General features: G+C 72.5%; 13 protein-coding genes and 2 pseudogenes. 4 read left to right on the forward strand and 11 right to left on the reverse strand.

Features of this window, described 5'->3' with window-relative positions; genetic code table 11:
- Positions 1 to 343: 343 nt before the first annotated feature.
- The gene (locus AB0C76_RS15270; RefSeq protein WP_359964638.1) at positions 344 to 1,186 is read right to left on the reverse strand and encodes a helix-turn-helix transcriptional regulator; all 843 of its coding nucleotides are present in this window, start codon (positions 1,184 to 1,186) and stop codon (positions 344 to 346) included.
- 125 nt (positions 1,187 to 1,311) lie between these two features.
- Between AB0C76_RS15270 and AB0C76_RS15275 the strand changes: the two genes are divergently transcribed.
- Positions 1,312 to 2,049: an SDR family oxidoreductase gene (locus AB0C76_RS15275; protein WP_359964640.1), complete on the forward strand. Its 738-nt coding sequence runs from the start codon at positions 1,312 to 1,314 to the stop codon at positions 2,047 to 2,049.
- Between the two features lie 14 nt (positions 2,050 to 2,063).
- A complete protein-coding gene (locus AB0C76_RS15280) occupies positions 2,064 to 2,570 on the forward strand; it encodes a nuclear transport factor 2 family protein (protein ID WP_359964642.1) in 507 nt (168 codons plus the stop codon).
- Positions 2,571 to 3,311: 741 nt separating this feature from the next.
- Here the strand turns inward: AB0C76_RS15280 and AB0C76_RS15285 are convergent.
- Positions 3,312 to 4,571, reverse strand: coding sequence for a hypothetical protein (locus tag AB0C76_RS15285; protein WP_359964644.1), 1,260 nt, complete (start codon positions 4,569 to 4,571; stop codon positions 3,312 to 3,314).
- Between the two features lie 449 nt (positions 4,572 to 5,020).
- Here AB0C76_RS15285 and AB0C76_RS15290 point away from each other — a divergent pair.
- Positions 5,021 to 5,322, forward strand: a pseudogene (locus AB0C76_RS15290) (hypothetical protein); the annotation flags it as partial.
- On the opposite strand, the gene AB0C76_RS15295 reads toward AB0C76_RS15290, so the two are convergent.
- Genes AB0C76_RS15295 through AB0C76_RS15310 form a run of 4 tightly spaced genes read right to left on the reverse strand, consistent with a single transcriptional unit; the run spans position 5,280 to position 9,739 of the window.
- Positions 5,280 to 6,293 carry a ketoacyl-ACP synthase III family protein gene (locus AB0C76_RS15295; protein ID WP_359964646.1) on the reverse strand — a complete coding sequence of 338 codons (1,014 nt, stop codon included), beginning with the start codon at positions 6,291 to 6,293 and terminating at the stop codon, positions 5,280 to 5,282. The pseudogene AB0C76_RS15290 and the gene AB0C76_RS15295 overlap by 43 nt on opposite strands.
- On the reverse strand, positions 6,290 to 6,982 hold the full coding sequence (locus AB0C76_RS15300) for an SRPBCC family protein (RefSeq protein WP_359964648.1): 693 nt from the start codon (positions 6,980 to 6,982) through the stop codon (positions 6,290 to 6,292). Before AB0C76_RS15300 ends, AB0C76_RS15295 begins: the two co-directional genes overlap by 4 nt.
- Entirely contained in the window at positions 6,954 to 8,723 is a 1,770-nt protein-coding gene (locus AB0C76_RS15305; protein ID WP_359964650.1) for a thiamine pyrophosphate-binding protein, read from the reverse strand. Before AB0C76_RS15305 ends, AB0C76_RS15300 begins: the two co-directional genes overlap by 29 nt.
- Positions 8,720 to 9,739 carry a GlxA family transcriptional regulator gene (locus tag AB0C76_RS15310; RefSeq protein ID WP_359964652.1) on the reverse strand — a complete coding sequence of 340 codons (1,020 nt, stop codon included), beginning with the start codon at positions 9,737 to 9,739 and terminating at the stop codon, positions 8,720 to 8,722. Before AB0C76_RS15310 ends, AB0C76_RS15305 begins: the two co-directional genes overlap by 4 nt.
- Before the next feature lie 467 nt (positions 9,740 to 10,206).
- Here AB0C76_RS15310 and AB0C76_RS15315 point away from each other — a divergent pair, with 467 nt between their 5' ends.
- Entirely contained in the window at positions 10,207 to 10,677 is a 471-nt protein-coding gene (locus AB0C76_RS15315; protein WP_359964653.1) for a hypothetical protein, read from the forward strand.
- A gap of 26 nt (positions 10,678 to 10,703) precedes the next feature.
- On the opposite strand, the gene AB0C76_RS15320 is transcribed toward AB0C76_RS15315, so the two are convergent.
- The 5 genes and pseudogenes from AB0C76_RS15320 to AB0C76_RS15340 form a co-directional block, all read right to left on the reverse strand.
- Positions 10,704 to 11,351 carry a hypothetical protein gene (locus tag AB0C76_RS15320; protein ID WP_359964655.1) on the reverse strand — a complete coding sequence of 216 codons (648 nt, stop codon included), beginning with the start codon at positions 11,349 to 11,351 and terminating at the stop codon, positions 10,704 to 10,706.
- A gap of 172 nt (positions 11,352 to 11,523) precedes the next feature.
- Positions 11,524 to 12,390 (reverse strand): hypothetical protein, encoded by an 867-nt coding sequence (locus AB0C76_RS15325; protein WP_359964657.1) that lies wholly within the window; start codon positions 12,388 to 12,390, stop codon positions 11,524 to 11,526.
- A 25-nt stretch (positions 12,391 to 12,415) separates the two neighbouring features.
- Positions 12,416 to 14,536 carry a PQQ-binding-like beta-propeller repeat protein gene (locus AB0C76_RS15330; RefSeq protein ID WP_359964659.1) on the reverse strand — a complete coding sequence of 707 codons (2,121 nt, stop codon included), beginning with the start codon at positions 14,534 to 14,536 and terminating at the stop codon, positions 12,416 to 12,418.
- Entirely contained in the window at positions 14,533 to 16,734 is a 2,202-nt protein-coding gene (locus AB0C76_RS15335) for a protein kinase (protein ID WP_359964661.1), read from the reverse strand. Before AB0C76_RS15335 ends, AB0C76_RS15330 begins: the two co-directional genes overlap by 4 nt.
- A gap of 158 nt (positions 16,735 to 16,892) precedes the next feature.
- A pseudogene (locus tag AB0C76_RS15340) lies at positions 16,893 to 17,268 on the reverse strand (GNAT family N-acetyltransferase); the annotation flags it as partial.
- Positions 17,269 to 17,315 lie beyond the last annotated feature (47 nt).

Genomic DNA, 17,315 nt, shown 5'->3' on the forward strand with positions numbered 1-17,315 from the left:
TGCCGACCCCGCCCGGCACATCAAGACCGGCACAGTCGTCTCCGACGACGAGTAGCCGTCCCGCGGCCCGCCGGCACAGGGCGTGCCCTCCTGGCCGACGCTGCAACGTCGGCCTACTCGATGACCATCACAGGATCATTCGGGAAGGTACGCCCTCTGACGGCGCAGCGCCGCGACGGCGGCCGCTGACCAGGGCGGTGGGGTGCGAGGCGAGCGACGTACGGCGGACGGGATCAGCTGGGCGGACGGGGGCGAGAGTCGTGCCGGGTGATGCCGTTCACCCGGCTTGTGGCTGGGCGGTGTCGGACCGACGCCGGAGCTACCCGCGGGTCTGCTCGACCCGCTATCGGGCGGATCGGTAGGTGCGGTTCGCTGTGGCGTGCACGGAGCCGAGCAGGCTGAGTGCCTCGGCGCTGGGGCTGCCGGGTTCGGCATGGTAGATGATCAACTGCTGGCCGGGGGCGTCCCGAACGTCGAATGCGTGGTGGGTGAGGGTCAGGCCGCCGACGTCCGGGTGGTGGAGGTGCTTGTTCTCCCGGGTCTTGCCGCGCACGGTGTGGGTGTTCCACAGTCGGGCGAAGTCCGTGCTGCGCGTGCTGAGTTCGCCTACGAGAACCCGTAGGCGTGGACTGCCCGGATCGACGCCGGACGCCTGGCGCAGGTGTCCCACCACCATCTCGGCGGTCCGGTCCCATCGGGGGTGGAACGGCCGGCCTGCCGGGTCGAGGAAGATCATGCGGGCCAGGTTGTCCATCGGTTCGAAGGGGGAGTACAGCGCCTCGGCCAGGGCGTTGGCGGCCAGGATGTCCAGGACCGGGTTGATGACGAACGCCGGAGTACCGGGGTAGCCGTCCAGCAGGACACGCAGGGCGGGGGCGACCTGGTCGGTGGCGGCGACGGGCCGCTGGGACGGTGCGGTTCCGGACAGTTGGTGAAGGTGTGCCTGGGCGTCCGTGTCCAGCAGCAGCGCGCGGCTGAGCGCATCCACCACCTGCGCGGACGGGTGGCGTTCGCGGCCCTGTTCCAGCCGGGTGTAGTAGTCCGCGTTCACCCCGGCCAGTACGGCGACCTCTTCACGGCGCAGCCCGGCCACCCTGCGCACGCCATGGCTCGGCATCCCGACCTCCTGCGGCCGCACGGCCGCACGGCGCGCCCGCAGGAACTCACCCAGCTGGTTGTCGGTCATGTGCCCAGGCTATGCCGCCGGCCGGGTGTGCTGCCCGGGTGTACCGCACCCAGGCAGCACACGGCCTGGGCCGCCTGGAACACCTCGCCCAGACTCGGTGCCCTACCGAGAGACAAGGGGCAGTCATGCCGGACCAGACAGTCAAGGTCGTAGCGATCACCGGTGCCAGCAGCGGGATCGGCGAGGCGACCGCCCGCCGGCTCGCCGCCGACGGCCACCGCCTGTTCCTGGGAGCGCGGCGCACCGATCGCCTGGACCGACTCGTCACGGAGATCACCGCCATGGGCGGCACGGCGGCGGCCCGGCGCCTGGACGTCACCGAGGCCGCCGACGTCCAGGACTTCGTGGCAGCGGCCGAAGAGCGCTACGGCCGCGTGGACGTGATGGTCAACAACGCCGGGGTGATGCTGCTGTCGCCGCTGGAGGCGCTCAGGACGCAGGAGTGGAACCGCATGATCGACGTGAACGTGCGGGGTGTCCTGCACGGCATCGCCGCCGCCTTGCCCGTGATGCGCGCCCAAGGCGGCGGGCACATCGTGAACATCGCCTCCGTCGGCGCGCACGAGGTCTCTCCCACCGCCGCCGTCTACTGCGCCACCAAGTTCGCGGTCCGTGCCGTCTCCGAGGGCCTGCGTCAGGAGTCCGCCGGTGACGTCCGGGTCACACTGGTCTCGCCGGGCGTCACGGAGTCCGAACTCGCCGACGGCATCGCGGACCCGGCCGCCCGGGCGGCCATGCGGACCTACCGCGCCGTGGCCCTGCCGGCCTCCGCGATCGCGGACGCCGTCGCCTACGCGATCTCCCAGCCGCCGCACGTCGACGTCAACGAGATCGTCGTACGACCCGCGGCGAGCGCCCAGTGACGGAAGGAACCGCAATGCCGCACACCCCCGACCCGGACGACCTGGCGCGCAGAGTGCGGGACCTGGAGGACCGGGACGCCCTGCACGCCCTCATGATCCGCGGCTGGCGGGCACTTGACCGCAAGGACTGGCGGACCTGGTCCGCCTGCTGGACCGAAGACGCCGTGCTGGAGTTCGGGCCCTGGCAGCGAACCCGGGGGAGGGAGGCCATCCGCGCGAAGGTGGAGGAGGCCGAGTCGCCCTACACGAGCATCCAGCACCACATCCTCAACATGCACGTAGAGGTGGCGGGCGACCGGGCGACCGGCATCGGGTACATGTGGTTCGTCGCCGTCACCGCTCCGGGAAGAACCTCCGCCCCCTACTCCATGGGCGGCCCCTACGACTGGGAGTTCCGCCGGAACGGAGACGGCTGGCTCTTTGTCCCGGCAGCGGCTCGGGGTCTTGTGGACCGACGGCGACGACACCCTGCGGGCCTTCGAACCGGAGTGACCGGGATGACGTTGTCGACTGCCCGGTGAATCGACACGCTGGGCCGCGCGGTGGCTTCACCGCCGGCTGATCGAGTGCCTGCGGCCGCCGCCCTGTGGCCCCCGACGCCGTCCACGCCGCCTGTCAAGGCCTGGACGGCATCCAGGGCCTGAGGGTCGCCCCCGCTGCCGGCCTTCTCGCCCGCGGCGGCTTCGGGCACCCGGCCGCGTTCTCCACCGCGGTCGGGCACACCATCCCGCACCGCCGTCGGCCTCTGCCACCCGATTGACCGGTGACCGGGGGAAGCCGTGGAGGTGGCTACACGGGCGTACGACGATGCCGTGCCGGCGGCCGGTGCCGACTGCCGCCGGATCAAATCGCTTCGCTCCGTGCCAAAGTGAGCGGTCTTGGCACCTGCTTGGTCTGCTGGTACATGGCCTGGACTGGGACGGCGCCTTGGGGGCCCTTGGCCTGGAAGCCGTTGAGGGCGGCGGCCACACGCAGCAGTCCGGAGACGATGTGGGCGACGCCCTCGGCGGTGTGGCCGATGTCGGCGGCGGTCCTGGCCTGGCGCAGGTGCAGAACGGTGGCCCGGCCCTGGCCGCGACGTGCTCACTCGATGCGGCCGGGCCGTTGGCCTGACGCCGGCGACCGGTGGGCCGGCGATGGAACACCAACGGGTCGAGAAGGCGACCCGGGCCCGTCCCGAGGAGGCCGGGGACGGAGCCGACCGGACCTTACTGGCTGACAGTCCAGAGTGCGACGGTCACCCGTGGTACCGGTACCTCACGTCATAACGGGGTGTCGTTGCGGCAGGCGACGTCCAGTAGTGCGGTGGTCACCGTCCCGGCGAGTGCTGTTACGAACGGTACGAACTGGCGGGGGTCGGCGTGTTCGGCGATGCGGAGGGTGAACTCCTTCGGATACCCGGGGCCGCGATGGGTCATCTCGTCATCCAGCAGGATGCGGGCGAACAGCGCGGGTGTGACGGTACGCCACCGTTGCCGGGTGAAGCCTTGGTAGACGATCTCGGTTCCGAGTTCGGCGAACCGCACCGAATCGGGCGGCCACCCGCCCACTGTGAGCGTCAGGGTTCTGTGGTCGGATGGCCGGCCGTCGTACGACCGGAGCCGCCAACGATCCGCCGGGTTCGCCCACGGGAGCGGTGGAGGGGTGACGGCCGGCGGCGGGAGGTGCTCCGGCCAGTCGAGGACCACCGGCCACCCGGTCACGAACTCCGAGGAGCCCGCGCTGTAGGTCTCCATGCCGGGATTCCCGGCATGGAGAAGGGCCCTTCCGACGCGCTCGGCCGTGGCGACGATCTCCTGCTCCGCAGCGTGCCGCGCCCGGGCGTTCACCGTCGCGCACAGCAGATCCCGCCACCAGGTCGGGAAGGTTCCGGCGCCCGCCGTCTCCTCCACGCGGCGGCGGGCCGCCGGCTCCCAGGCCACCCGGTTGCACCCGCGACCATGGAGGACGATCAGGACCTTTGCCAACTCCCTTGCAGTGAGCGGAGATTGTGTGTGGATGGCGACGTCGTGCACCATCACGCGGAGGACGTCCGCATCGAACTCCCAGGCCAAGAGCCGCAGATCGGCGGCCTGCACCGCGGCGGCCTGTCGCTTGCTCCACTCCTGGAACACGGCGTACCGGACGGCCCGGTCGGCCTTCTCGCGGGCCGCAGCCCGTTCCCGGGCAACGCGCTCCTCCTCCTGCACGATGGCTGTCCGCGCTTCGATCTGCTCCAGCACCGGCCGGTAGGCCGCGGCGGCAGCCGCCATCCGGGCCGCGTACGCATCCTCGGCGCTGCGCCGACGGCGCGCCCGTCGCGCGCCGGCCCCGGGCAGGCGCCGTGCCAGCCGCCGCCGAGGCGCCCACCGCGCCATGGCCTGCCACAGCTCGTCGGCCGCAGCCTCCGTCTCCGCGATGTAGGCGACGGCGGCGTCACGCCAGGTGTCCACTTCCCCCGGTGTCGTCATCACCTGGACGCTGTGCGCCGTGCGGTCACCGAAGGACCGCCAGGGCTCCTGGCGGCGGGCGCCGTCGGGCATCGGCTCGCCCTCGACCCAGTACACGAGACACTCCGGCGCCGCCGAACTCGGGCCGTGCCAGGTGTATTTCGCCACCGCCCTGTGCTGTTCGGACATCACCGATTCCTCCCCGCTCCGGCACCCGTCGCCGTCCCCTACCCGTCTCGCACGCGGAGACACCGCCTCACCACCGCTGTGCGCATTCCAGCCGGCCGCTGCCGCGAACGTGACAGGCGGTCACCGTAGCGGCCGGTCGGCATGTCCCTCGGCGCGGCTGGGCCTGTCATCGGGCTGTGCCGGTTTTTTGCGTGAGCGGGGAGACACCGCGCACCGTGCGGGAGACGGGCCGCCTGCTACTTCTGCGCGACCTGCGCGACCTCCACCTCGCCGCCACCGAGAACTCCCTCCAATGGGAGACGCTCGCCCAAGCCGCCCAGGCAACCACCGACGATCGCCTCCTCGACCTGGCCGGCCTCGGTCGCCCCTCCTACGGTCAGGCCCGCGCGCTGCTCGACCAGCACACCGTGGTGGCCGGGCCGGGCACGGGCTGGGACCTGCACGAGTACTGGCACTCCTCGCTGACCCGCCTCGGCGAGCAGGGCGCGTCCGAGCTGATGCTGATGGCCAAGTCCCGGCACAAGAAGGTGGAGAACGTGCGCCAGTGCTTCAAGCCGTCGGCGGAGGCGATTGCCGAGTGACCGGCCTGCTCGCGCCCGGAAACACGTGCCGTCAGGCAACCGCGCCCCAGCGGATCGCCGCCGCCGCCGCGTAGTCGCCGGCGTGGGCGAAGCCGCCCAGTACCACGAGGTCGCCCTCGTGCACCCGCCCCGACCGCAGCGCCCGGTCCAGCGTGATGGGGATGGCGGCGCCGAAGAGGTTGCCGCAGGTGTCGAAGGTGTCGGGGTGCCGCTCGGCGGGGAGGCCCAATGATCGGCGCCAGTTGTGCAGGAAGGTGCGGTTCGGCTGGTTGGTGACCAGCAGGTCGATCTCCTCCGTGGGGACGGCGATCCGGTCGCAGACCTCGCCGACCAGCTCGGGAACCAGCCGGTTGCCGCGTTCCAGGACCGTGCTGACTCCCTCCTCGCTGAAGCCGATCCGCAGCTGCGACCTTCCCGGCTCCCAGTAGCGACGGCCGTCGTCCAGGACCGCGGTCATGTCGCCGCCGTGAGCGCCGATGTGACGAGACACCAGCTCCAGCACGGGCGAGCTCGCCGAGGTGGTGAGGTAGCCGACGCCGCAGCCGTCGCCGGGGATCGCCGCCTGGGCGAGGCGCCGCACCTCGGACTGGGTGAAGAGCTGCCCGGCCGCCGTCTGCGCGTTGCAGATCAGCGCCGTCCTGGCCTCGGTGCTGCGCAGGATCTGCCGGGCCAGTTCCAGCATGTGCACGAAGGAGGCGCACCCCGCGTTGGCGACGTCGATCAGCCAGCTCGGGTTGAGTCCGAGTCGGCGGGCGACCTCGGTGCCGGCGCCCACGAACGGGGTGTCGGGCAGCTGACTGTGCACAAGCAACACGTCCACGGCACGGATCTCGCTCCGACCGTGCCGCTCGATGAGTGGCTGCACCGCCCGCTCCACCAGGTCCACGTTGCTCTCCCCGGTCACGTGGTGCCGCAGCGGCGGGACGCGGAACATCGGGTTGTCCCTGAGCCGGTCCTCCGCGCCCGGGCAGTCGGTGTAGTAGCTCGCGGGGACAGGCTCCCCGGGCAGGTAGCCGGAGACATCGGTGAGGCTGACCGTCTTCACCGCGCGACCGCCGGGCCGGTGCTGCCGTTCGCCGCGCGAGGCGGGACGCTCACCGGCACGCCGCTGCGGTGGCGATGCTCCAGGATCGCCTTGAGGTTGGCCATCTCCACCGTGTGGCCGGCGTAGAACAGGTCCCAGTAGCCGCCCACCCAGGTCCGGTCCAGGCGCGGGGCGAGCTCGGGGCGGGGGTTGGCGTCGTAGAACGGGTGCCGGCAGTTGGTCCAGGTGATCACCGAGCCGGGTCGGTTCACCACCAGCTCGGCGGGGACGACCCGCATCAGGTAGATCATCCAGAGCTGCTCGCCCTGGTCCCAGGAGCAGTGGAAGTCCACGGTCCTGGCCTCGGCGTTGGTCTCGACCCGGCAGTAGATCCGGGTGCCCGCCTCCAGCAGGTCGTCCCCGACCCACAGGCCGGGGGTGCCGGCGGGCTCGAAGTTGCGCAGGCTGAAGGTCCACTCCTCCAGGTGATGACCCTGTTTCAGGTACTCGTACGCCTCGTCGGGCGGGCAGTCGACGTACTCGTGGATCGTGCAGTACTGCCCGTAGATCTCCTGGTGCGGGTAGGCCGGGCGGGTCAGCTCCGAGCAGTACGCGGCCACATCGGCGGGGGAGGTGTTCTCCACCGTGGTCAGCCCGGGGACCCCGGTCGGGTGGGTGGTGTCAGCCGACGTGGACGGCGCGGCGGTCATGGATGGTCTCCTCGTGCTCAGCAGTGGTCGGAACGGACAGGAAGGGCAGGAACGGGGGGATCTCGGCGGGGTCGAGGTCCAGCGCCACCAGGACCGGACCACTGGCCGCGTTGCTGCGCAGCAGCGCCCGGCGCAGCTGCTCGGCGGTCTCGGCCCGGGTCACCTCCAAGGTGGGGAACAGGCCCGCCGCGCCCGCGGCGATGTCGGAGGGGAGGAACAGGTTGCCGGGGTGCGGGGCACCCTGGAACAGTTGCTCGCGGGTCGCGCACATGGCGTGCGCGTTGTTGTTGAGGATCACGAAGGTGACCGGCGCGGCGTACTCGAGGGCGGTGTGCACCTCCATGCCGTGCATGAAGAACGCACCGTCACCTGCAAGCACGTACGTGCGCCGTCCGGTGGCTAGCGCCGCTCCGATGCCCGCGCCGAAGGTGTAGCCCATGCCGCCCATCCCGACGGCGACCACGAACCGTCCCCGCCGCGGGGCCGGGAGGCGGTGGATCGCGCTGGCACCGGCGTTCCCGGCGTCCACGAAGACGTGGGCGTCCGGGGGCAGCGCGTCCGCCACCGCCGCCACCGCTTCGGCGTGACCGAGGCCGCCGCCGGTGGGCGGGGTGGTCAGCGGGACCGGTCCGGCGTGCGCGGGGGCCGGCCGGACCTCGGGGGCGAGCCGGGCGGCCAGTCCGCGCAGGGTGTCGCCCAGCTCGCCGGACAGATGTAGCCCGGGGGCGCACGGAACGAACGGAGGTTCGGGATCGACGCAGATCACGGGCGTGCCGGCCAGCTCCTGCTCCAGGCCGCCGCGGGCCAGCACCGGCAGCCGGGTGCCGACCAGCAGGCAGAGCCCGGCCCTGCGCAGGCAGTCCGGGACGTTCGGGTGTCCCATCACTCCGGCGACACCGGCGAACCGCCGGTCGGCGTTGTCGAAGACGTCCTTGGCGTCCGGCACGACCGCGACCCAGGCTTCCAACCTCCGAGCCAGTTCGGCCAGTTCGGCCTTCGCACCGGCCGCGGCGACCCCCTCGCCGGCGATGATCAGCACCGGCCCGGCGCCCCGCAGGTGCTCAGCCGCGCGGTCCAGCTGCCGCGGCGGCGTTCGCGGTGCAGCCGGGAGCGCGGGTGGCTCGGGTGGCGCGGGCCGAGGGGGCGTCAGGGCGGCCTGCTGGACGTCCTTGGGCAGCAGGAGGACGGCGGGCCCCCGGGGGTGCGTGCCGACCGCCGCCGCCATCGCCTGCGCCAGCAGCCGCGGCAGCTCCTCGGCCGCCTCGACCCGGGCGCAGTACCGGCTGACCGACCCGAACACCGCTCGGGCGTCGAGGGATCCGGCCCGTCCGCTGGAGTCCTGGAAGGCGCCGCGCCCGTCCAGCTCGGTGGGCGGCTGCCCGACCAGGGCGAGGACCGGCACCCGCGAGGCGTGCGCCTCCGCCAACCCGGGCAGCAGGTTCATCGCGCCGCCGCCGGAGGTGGCCGCGACCACCCCGAGCCGCCCGGTGGCCCGGCTGTGACCGTCCGCCATGGTGACGGCGGAGAACTCGTGCTTGGCGATCACGGTGCGCACCGCGCCGCCGGTGGCGTTCAGCGCGTCGTACAGGTCCTCGATGTTCGCGCCGCCGATCCCGAACACCTGCCGGACGCCGGACTCGGCCAGTACGGCCGCCAGGTGGTCGACGGCACGGACGGCGGTGGACGCGGAAGCGGGGGCGGGGGCGACCGCCCGCGGGGTGGCCCGGGTGTCGGTGGTCACGAGGTGACACTCCGCTCGCCCGCGACGGCGTCGAGGACCAGCCCGGCCGGTACCAGGGTCTGGAAGCGCCGGCGGTACTCGTTCGGTGTGAGTTCCAGGGTCCGGCCGAAGGATCGGAAGAAGGTCTCGGTCGAGGCGAAACCGCAGCGGCCGGCGATCTGTCCCACCGTCAACTCGGTGGACTCCAGAAGCTCGCGCGCCCGGGCGATGCGCATCTGCTCGATGTACTGGCCCGGTGGCGTGCCCACCTCGCGCCGGAACACCCGGGCGAAGTTGCGCACGCTCATGTTGGCGCGCTCGGCCATCTCGGGTACGGGCAGCGGCTGTTCGAGGTTCTGCAGGATCCATTCCTGCGCCGCCCGGATCGGCGGCCGGTCGGCTAGCTGGGCGTCCAGGATGATGCTGAACTGCGACTGACCGCCGCTCCGTTTGAGGAAGAGCACCAGGAAGCGAGCCACCTCCAGGGCGTGGGACGCGCCGTGGTCGGCCTCCACCAGGGCGAGCGCCAGGTCGATCCCGGTGGACACCCCGGCCGAGGTGACGTAGCTGCCGTCCCAGACGAAGATCGGCTCCCGCTCCACCGTCACCCCCGGGTAACGGCGGGCCAGTTCCTCCCGGTAGGCCCAGTGGGTGGTGGCCCGCCGCCCGTCGAGCAGCCCGGCCTCGGCGAGCAGGAACGCACCGCCGCAGACCGACACCACCCGGCGCGAGCGCTCGGCCGCCCGCCGGATCCAGGACACCAGCTCCCGGTCGGCCAGCGCCTCGTGCAGGCTCCAACCCCCCGGCACGAGGAGCGTGTCGATCGGTCCCTCGCCCGCCTCCAGCGGCTCCGCCTCGATCACCAAACCCGCGCTGGTCCGGACCCGGGGCGCGGCCGCCGAAACGAACTCGACCTGGTAGCCGCCCTGGTCGTCCCGCCGCTGCCGGCCGGCGGTGTCGAACACCTCAATGGGTCCGGCGATGTCCAAGGCCTGGACGCCGGGGTAGACCACCACAACAACTCGTCGCTGAGACACCGTCACAGCCTGTGTCCACACCGTGGGTGGCGGCAATGACAGATTCCTGACGAATTCGGCCAGCGCGGCCGGCGCTACCGCACGCACCAGCAGTGATGACACGGTGTCACGGTCTGGTGTGAGACGAGTCATAGTCGCCGGCCCTGGCGGCCCCTCCGGTCGTCCGTGGCCTCCACCAGGTCGGTATGGAGCCCGGGGCCGACCTCCACGATCAGCTCCGCGAACGGCGGACCCTCCACCGCCTCGCGCACCGCCAGCACCCCCACCACCGGCGCCTGGCCCCAGCCCCGGCAGGTCTTCTCGGCGGGCGCCGACGCCTACCTGCCGCTGATGGCGACCTTCGGCGTACTCGGCCTGGTCGTCGCCGCGCTGATCGTCGGCAACGTGGTGAGCGGCGCGGTGGTATCCGGCCACCGGCACATCGGCGTGCTGAAGTCGATCGGCTTCACCCCGCCCAGGCCGAGGCGATGCTGCGGGCCACCCCCGGCGCCGAAAGGGTCTCCGTGCGCGGGCTGGTCCAGGTCGGCCTGGTCGACTACTCCCAGCCGGTCTTCGCCGACTTCTGCGGCGGCGACGACCTCGCTGACTCCAAGCGACTCGAGGTGGTGAAGGGCCACACGGCGCCCCGGCCGAACGAGATCGAGGCCGGGCCGACCTTCCTCGACCAGCACGGGCTCAAGCTCGGCGACCGGATCACCCTGGACCTCGTGGGCCGACAGCTGACCGTCACCCTCGTCGGCGAGCCCCGAACACACCACACCCGCAGGATCGTTGACATCGCGCACACCATGCCGACGACGACCGTCGCCCTCGTTGCCACCGAATACGGGCCAGAGCCGATTACGGGGCAGAGCCGAAGGCCGTGCAGACCCCGACCTGATCCTGCGCGCCCGTATCTGCCGCCGACGAAGGAGTTCATCGAACCGCTCCCCGTTTGACCGGGGCTCGATCACTTGGGAGGGTCTCATCCGGTGCGACTGTTCTGGCTGGACATGTTCGCGTCGGTGAAGCGGCCGGTGCGCCGGCGGTGGGCGCGAGCCAGGTGGTGCTGGAGCCGTACGTGGCGGAACTGGTAAACGGCGCCGCACCGGCGCAGCGCGCCGCGGTGGTAGGCGTCCTCGAGGAACACGGCGGTGTTCCAGGGGAGTCGGCCGGTGAGCGGGAGCCAGAAGCGGACCAGGACGAGCCACTGTCCCCAGGCCGTGAACATGAGGATGTAGGCAGCGGCGCCGCCGGTTCCGCCGATGGCGCCGACCTCGAGCCCGTCCAGGCCCCAGACCAGGGGGCCGAGCGTGCCGTGGAGCGCGGTGACGAGGGCCTGGCCGACTCCGGTGATGGTGGCTGTCAGCAGCGGCGCGAGGATCAGGAGTTGCCGGGCGGCCTCGGCCCGGTTCGTCGCCGGCAGGGCGGAGGGGGTCGCTGCGGAAGTGGTGTCCAGCGGAGCCTGAAAGGCCATCAGGAGCCCGAAGGTCAGCGGCGCCGCCGTGCCGAAGATCAGCCCGAAGACGATGACGTTGACGATCGTGAACTGCGGCACCCCGGGAGCGGTGATCGGGAAGCCGTACACCAGGGACCGTACCAGGGTGATGGCCACGGCGGTGCCCGCCCCCATGACGAACCCGCCCAGCAGTGCCGCACGCCGAGGTGGGCGGCGAACGCTCGGCGCGGTCGACGGGCCATGCGCCGGTGTCCGCACACGATGCTGGAGTTCTCTGACCCGCAGTTGCGGCCCCTCGTGGATCTGGAGGAAAAGCTTGGGCCCTGGGTCGGTGGCGTCGCGGGTTTCACGAGGCGGCGAGCGTGGCCACGACGTCCTGGGCCCAGGCGGTGGCGGCGGCTTCGGCGTCAGCGGGCGGGATGTCCTTCAGGGTGACCCCGGAAAAGGTGCCCTTTTCATAGCTGATGGTGATGAGCGCGTTGCGCTGGAGCGCCACGAGGTCGGCGTGGCCGTTCCCATTCATGGTGGTGTAGAGCAGGGTTGCCTTCTCCCCTATGCCGGGAACGGCCCGGTCGTCAGTGACCTTCATTCCGGTGGTAGCCCCCCCGGTCCGGTGCGCGGCCACGGTGGTCTCGTAGAGGTAGTCGGCGATCGGGGACAGCTGGACCATGACCTGCATCATGGTCCAGCCTCCGTCATTGCTGTGCCAGCCCGCGCTCGCATTGGTCATGCCCCCGACGTCCTTTTGCTCGCTGCAAGAGGTTCCCTTCGCATAGCGGTCGACCGTCTCGGGGCGAACCAGGGCGCAGCCCGCGGGCAAGGTGGTGTAGGGCGCCGTCGTAGGGCTCGCCGGTCCGGAGGCGGCGGGCGTGACCGAGAGGGTCGGCGCGGGCGAGAGCGAGAGCGTCGGCGCGGGCGAGACGGTCGTCGTGGCGGAGACGGTCGTCGCAGGGGAGACGCTCGTCGCGGCCGTCGTCCCCGCGGTCGCCGCCGGGGTGACGAGGTTGGCCACCAGGCCCAGGACGAGCGCTGCGGCGCCCGCCCCGGCCGTGACGCCTCCGAGCAGCCAGGTCCACCGCCGGGAGGGTCCGGCCGGGCGCAGGTCCGCCGGGTCGGGGAGGGTGGCGGGAGTGGGCTGTGGCGGCAGGGGGCGTGTGCCCGGGAGGGTCGGCAGCGGTTCGGTGGCGGGCGGGGTGTCCTCGATCTCGGCCATCTCGTGATGAACCCTTCGGAGGCTGTCAGTCGGCTGACAGGTGATAGGCGGTCAGGGTGGTCCCGTAGCCGACCAGCAGGGCCGAGTCCTGGGCGAGGACTTGCGGGGCCCCTGGCTGCCGGGCGAACGTCTGATGCCACTGCGGGGTGCCGGCGGCGCCGGTGAGCGACTGCACGGTGATCCCCCCGGCGGCGGTGGGCGCAGTGATCAGGAACGACCCTCCGGCGGCGCCCCACACGGTGGCGGCGCCGTGTGGCGACGGCCAGGTCCACGCGGTGCGCCCGGTGCGCAGGTCGAGGGCGGACGCGTCCTGCGGGCCGCCGGTCACGACGACGGTTCCGGCGTCCGCGCACCCGGTGATGACGCCGGTGCGCGAGCCGGTCCAGAGCCAGGCGCCCTCGGTGTCGAAGGCCGCCGTCACGACCTTCCCGTCCGTAGCCGTGGTCCCGATGAGGGGCAGGCAGGTGACCACCCCTTGGCGGAGCGAGAGCGAACCCTGGTAGAAACCGGTGTACATGGTCCCGGACGGAAGACCGGTGGGCCGGCTCCAGAGGACGGTCGCGTTCTGGCCGTCCACGGCGGTGAGGGCGAGATCCGTGCCCAGGGCGTACAGCCGGATCCCGTCCGGCGGCGCGTACAGGTCCTGGGCGTCGAGCGACCAGCGTTGGCGTCCGGTCGCGCTGTCGAGTGCCACGAACCGGAAGGCGCCCTTGGCGAGCCGGGCCGGGTCCCCGAGGAGCGTGACGATCAGCAACCCCGCCGACGGCATGCCCTGGATGCGGAACGCAGTGCCCAGCGCCGTACTGCTCCACAGTCGGCGCCCTCCGGCCGCGTCGTAGCCGTGCAGCGTTCCGTCCGCTCCGGTGACCAGCAGCAGGCCCGGCAGCGGCAGGGCGACAGACTGCGCACCGGGAACCGGATCGGACGAACGCCAGACCGCGTCGCCGCTGCGCGCGTCGCGTGCCCGCACCGAGCCCTCGGAGTCCACGGACCAGAGCCGCCCGCCGTCGCCGACCGGGACCATCCCCGCCTCCGCGGTGCTGCTCCACAACACCCGTCCGTCGGAACGGTCGTAGCCGACAGCTCCCGTGCGGTCCGCGCACACCACCGCCGCAGGGCCGCAGCCCACCGGTGTCATGCCGGCCCGGGGAAGCGTCACCGACCAGGCCGTCGGGGGCGCCCCCGACGTGCCCGGCCACAGCGCCCGGGTGGCACCGCCCGCGGCGGCCGTGGCGAGCAGTGCTCCGCCGAGGACGAGCAGCCGGCGCCGGGTGCCGTTCGGATCGCTCAGCACCCGGGCCAGTTCGCGCTCACGCCGGCGTACGGTCCGCTCCGCCCCTCCCAGCCAGTCGGTGCCGACCGCCGGGCCGTACCGGAAGGCCTCGGCGAGCTCGGCCGGTGCGGGCCGCCGGGCCGGATCCCGGTCCAGACAGCGCACCAGCAGTCCCGTCAGCTCCGGTGGCACTCCGTCGAGGTCCGGAGGTTCCTCGGAGGCCCGGTAGATCAGCACCGCCGGCGGCCCCTCGCCGAAGGGCGTACGGCCTGTCCCGGCGAAGGCCAGTACGGCGCCGAGCGAGAACAGGTCGCTGGCGGGGGTGAGGTTCAGCCCTGCCGCGTGTTCGGGGGACATGAACCCGGGGGTGCCGATGATCTGGCCGCTCGCGGTGGGCAGCGCGTCGGCCGTCGGCTTGCTGATCCCGAAGTCGATGACCCTCGGGCCGTCCCGGGCGACCAGGATGTTCGAGGGCTTCAGGTCCCGGTGGATGATCCGGGCGCGATGGATCGCGGCGAGCGCCTCCACCAGGCCCGCTCCCAGTACCTGCAGCGCGGGCCCGGCGAGCGCGCCGTGCCGTACCACGACCTCGTACAGCGACGGCCCGGCGACGAACTCGGTTGCCAGCCACGGAACTTCAGCCTCCGTGTCGGCGTCCACCACCGCCACGGTGTAGGCCCCGTTGACCGACCTGGCCGCCGCCACCTCCTGGGTGAACCTGCGCCGGAACTCGGCGTCGGCCGCGTACTCCTGCTGCACGGTCTTCACCGCGACGGGGCGCCCGCTGCCGGTGGTGGCCAGGTAGACGGCGCCCATGCCCCCCGCGCCGAGCTTTCGCAGGATGCGGTAGGGGCCGATGCTCTGCGCGCTCATGCGGCGCCGGCCCGGAAGGCGCGCAGCGTGGTGGAGGAGGCGCAGTAGAGCGTTCCGCCGACGGCCGCGGTGGTCCACTGGCCCTCGTCGGAAGCCGGGCGTGACACCCAGCGGACCGCACCTGCGGCAGCGTCCAGGACGGCGGCCCCGGACGGCCCGCCCAGCAGGGGGACGGCGAAGAAGCCGTCGCCTGCCGACGGCACCCGGAAGTCCATCCCCGTGCCCGGCGAGGTCGCCGTCGCCACGGTGGAGTGCCACAGTCCCTTGCCGGTCGTGACGTCCAGGCAGTAGGCGGTGCCCAGGTTCCCGGACAGCAGCAGCCTGCCGGCACCGAGTGCACCGCCGAAGACCGGCTGCGGGACGGGAGGAGCCAGCCAGCGCTGCCGCCCGGTGGCCGCTTCCAGGGCCACCACCGTCTGGCCGTTGACGACCAGCAGCAGTTCGCCGGTGCGGATCAGCCGTGAGGGCGGCCCGGCGGCGCCGCCCGCGAGGCCGGCCGCCTGCCACTGGGACGCTCCGGTCCGCAGGTCCACGGCGTGCAGGACGTCACCGTCGCGGTAGTAGCACCTGCCGTCGGCGACCAGGCCCATCGAGCTGCCGGAGCCGCTGTAAAAGAGCTCATCGTGGCGGGCCATGGACACCGCCATGTCCTGGGCGACATCGTGCTGCCACAGCACCTCCCCGGTGCCCAGATCGGCCCCGACGACGACTCCGCCGCCGGCGAAGGCCGTCTGCCGGGCCATCACCACGGTCCGGTCGTCCGCGCCGAAGACCCGGATGCTCATCTCGGCGTCCATCTGCTGTTCGGCGGGCATGGTGAGCGGCATCCGGTGGTCCTCGGCCGTGGCGTTCAGCCACACCAGGCTCTTGAAGTCCATGGACGTCCCGTAGAGCAGCCCGTTCTGTACCTGGAAGAACTGGACGTCCTCCCGGGACCACGCCTGACGCCCCGTCGAGCCGTCGAGGCCGGTCGCGCCCAGCCCCTCGTTCCACCACACCGGCGTCGAGCCGATGAGGGACAGCTGATGGTCGACCGCCACACCGCTGAACGGCCGGCTCCACAGCGGGGCCGGGGCTTCGGGCGAGGGGCTCGCGCCTCCCGCGTCGGCTCCCCACGCGTCCACGGGATTGCCGACCGTCGCCGTCCCGGCGGCCGCCCGTGCCCGACGCGTGAGCAGCAGCGGCACGCCGACGGCCGCCGCCACACCCGCGCCGAGCCCGGCACCGAGGCCGAACAGGCCGCGGCGGCTGAGCGACTGCCACGTCCGCACCGGCAGCGCGGGCGGATCGGCGGGCGGCGCGGCCAGGTCGGTCGCGGCCTGCCGCTCCCGGGCGTCGAGGTCGGCCAGCAGTCCCGGACTCAGCAGTGCCGCCGGATCGACCGGAGCCAGTGCGGCCAGCACGGCCGCCGCCGAGGGCCGCCGGGCAGGCTCCTTGTCCAGGCACGCGGCCACCAGCGGGCGCAACACGACCGGCACACCGGCGAGTTCGGGCTCCTCGTAGACCGCCCGCCGGTTGATCTGCGCGGGCTCACCGGTGCCGAACGGGGCACGGCCGGTGAGCGCGTACACCAGCAGGCAGCCGAGCGAGAACACGTCCGACGAGGCGAAGGTGACGGATGCGGAGACGATGCGCTCGGGAGCGATGTATCCGGGCGTGCCGCACACCATGCCGGTCCGGGTCAGGTGAACGGCGTCGAAGGCGCGGCTGATCCCGAAATCGATGACACGCGGACCGTCCCGCGCGATGAGCACATTGCCCGGCTTGAGGTCACGGTGCACCACGCCCACCGCGTGGATCGCGGCCAGCGCCTCCGCGAGGGCGGCCCCCAAGGCCCGCGCACCCGCCTCGCCGAGCGGGCCGAACCGCCTGACCACCTCGCCGAGCGACGGCGCCGGCAGGTACGCCGTGGCCATCCACGGCCGGGAACCGCGCGGCTGCGCGTCCACCACGGGCGGCGTGTGGAACCCCGTCACCCGCCGGGCGGCCTCCACCTCCTGCTGGAACCGGCGCTGGAACTGCGGGTCCTCCGCGTACTCGGGCCGGATGACCTTCACCGCGAGCAGCCTCAGTCCGGGCGAGCGGGCCAGGTACACCACCCCCATCCCGCCCTCGCCCAACGGCCGCAGCAACTGATGGGGGCCCACGAACACGGCCGGCTGCGCCGCTATTCCTTCGGTGTCACCATTGGCAGCCACCAAGCCTCCCCCGGTATGTCGCCGCCGTCACGGACAGAGTGACACGTACAACTCATCAAGCGGTTCCCTTCCCCGCATTGGGGGATCCCATCTGCCGGCCGGGCAGGCTGGAAGCGTCCGACGCGTTGCTCGACAGGCCGGAGACGAAGGAGAGGCCTTCAGGCCTTTCGGCGCAGATCCCGGAGCTCCGGCAGTCGCCGGAGTCCGGCCGATCGGTAGGTGGCGATGGCGGCGGCGTTGGAACTCGGCGTACACACGACGACGTTGGAGGAGCCCAGCTCCTGGAGTGTCCGCGCCGCGGCGAGCACGATGGCGCGGCCGTAGCCCCGGCCGCGGTGGTCCGCGTGGACGCCCATCGGTTCGATCAGGCCTGATCGGCCTTCCCCCGGCGGACCACACCGTCGCGGCGGCCACCGGTTCGCCCCGGTCGTCGCGGGCGAGCAGGCAGCGCGCGGTGGCGTACGGGGCGGCTGCCGCCATCGTGCGCCAGCGTTCGTCGGTGAAGGTGGAGTTGACGAACGCCGAGCGCCGGACGAGGTCCCCTACACTCCCGCCCACCACTTCCCCAAGAAGCGCAACGA

Source organism: Kitasatospora sp. NPDC048722, assembly GCF_040650235.1.
GTDB lineage: Bacteria > Actinomycetota > Actinomycetes > Streptomycetales > Streptomycetaceae > Kitasatospora.

Bases quoted from the DNA above. Each gene is read 5' to 3' on its own strand.
- AB0C76_RS15270 (WP_359964638.1), bottom strand. From the start codon at position 1,186: ATGACCGACAACCAGCTGGGTGAGTTCCTGCGGGCGCGCCGTGCGGCC.
- AB0C76_RS15280 (WP_359964642.1), top strand. From the start codon at position 2,064: ATGCCGCACACCCCCGACCCGGACGACCTGGCGCGCAGAGTGCGGGAC.
- AB0C76_RS15330 (WP_359964659.1), bottom strand. From the start codon at position 14,536: ATGAGCGCGCAGAGCATCGGCCCCTACCGCATCCTGCGAAAGCTCGGC.
- AB0C76_RS15300 (WP_359964648.1), bottom strand. From the start codon at position 6,982: ATGACCGCCGCGCCGTCCACGTCGGCTGACACCACCCACCCGACCGGG.
- AB0C76_RS15325 (WP_359964657.1), bottom strand. From the start codon at position 12,390: ATGGCCGAGATCGAGGACACCCCGCCCGCCACCGAACCGCTGCCGACC.
- AB0C76_RS15320 (WP_359964655.1), bottom strand. From the start codon at position 11,351: ATGGGGGCGGGCACCGCCGTGGCCATCACCCTGGTACGGTCCCTGGTG.
- AB0C76_RS15315 (WP_359964653.1), top strand. From the start codon at position 10,207: ATGCTGCGGGCCACCCCCGGCGCCGAAAGGGTCTCCGTGCGCGGGCTG.
- AB0C76_RS15275 (WP_359964640.1), top strand. From the start codon at position 1,312: ATGCCGGACCAGACAGTCAAGGTCGTAGCGATCACCGGTGCCAGCAGC.
- AB0C76_RS15285 (WP_359964644.1), bottom strand. From the start codon at position 4,571: ATGCCCGACGGCGCCCGCCGCCAGGAGCCCTGGCGGTCCTTCGGTGAC.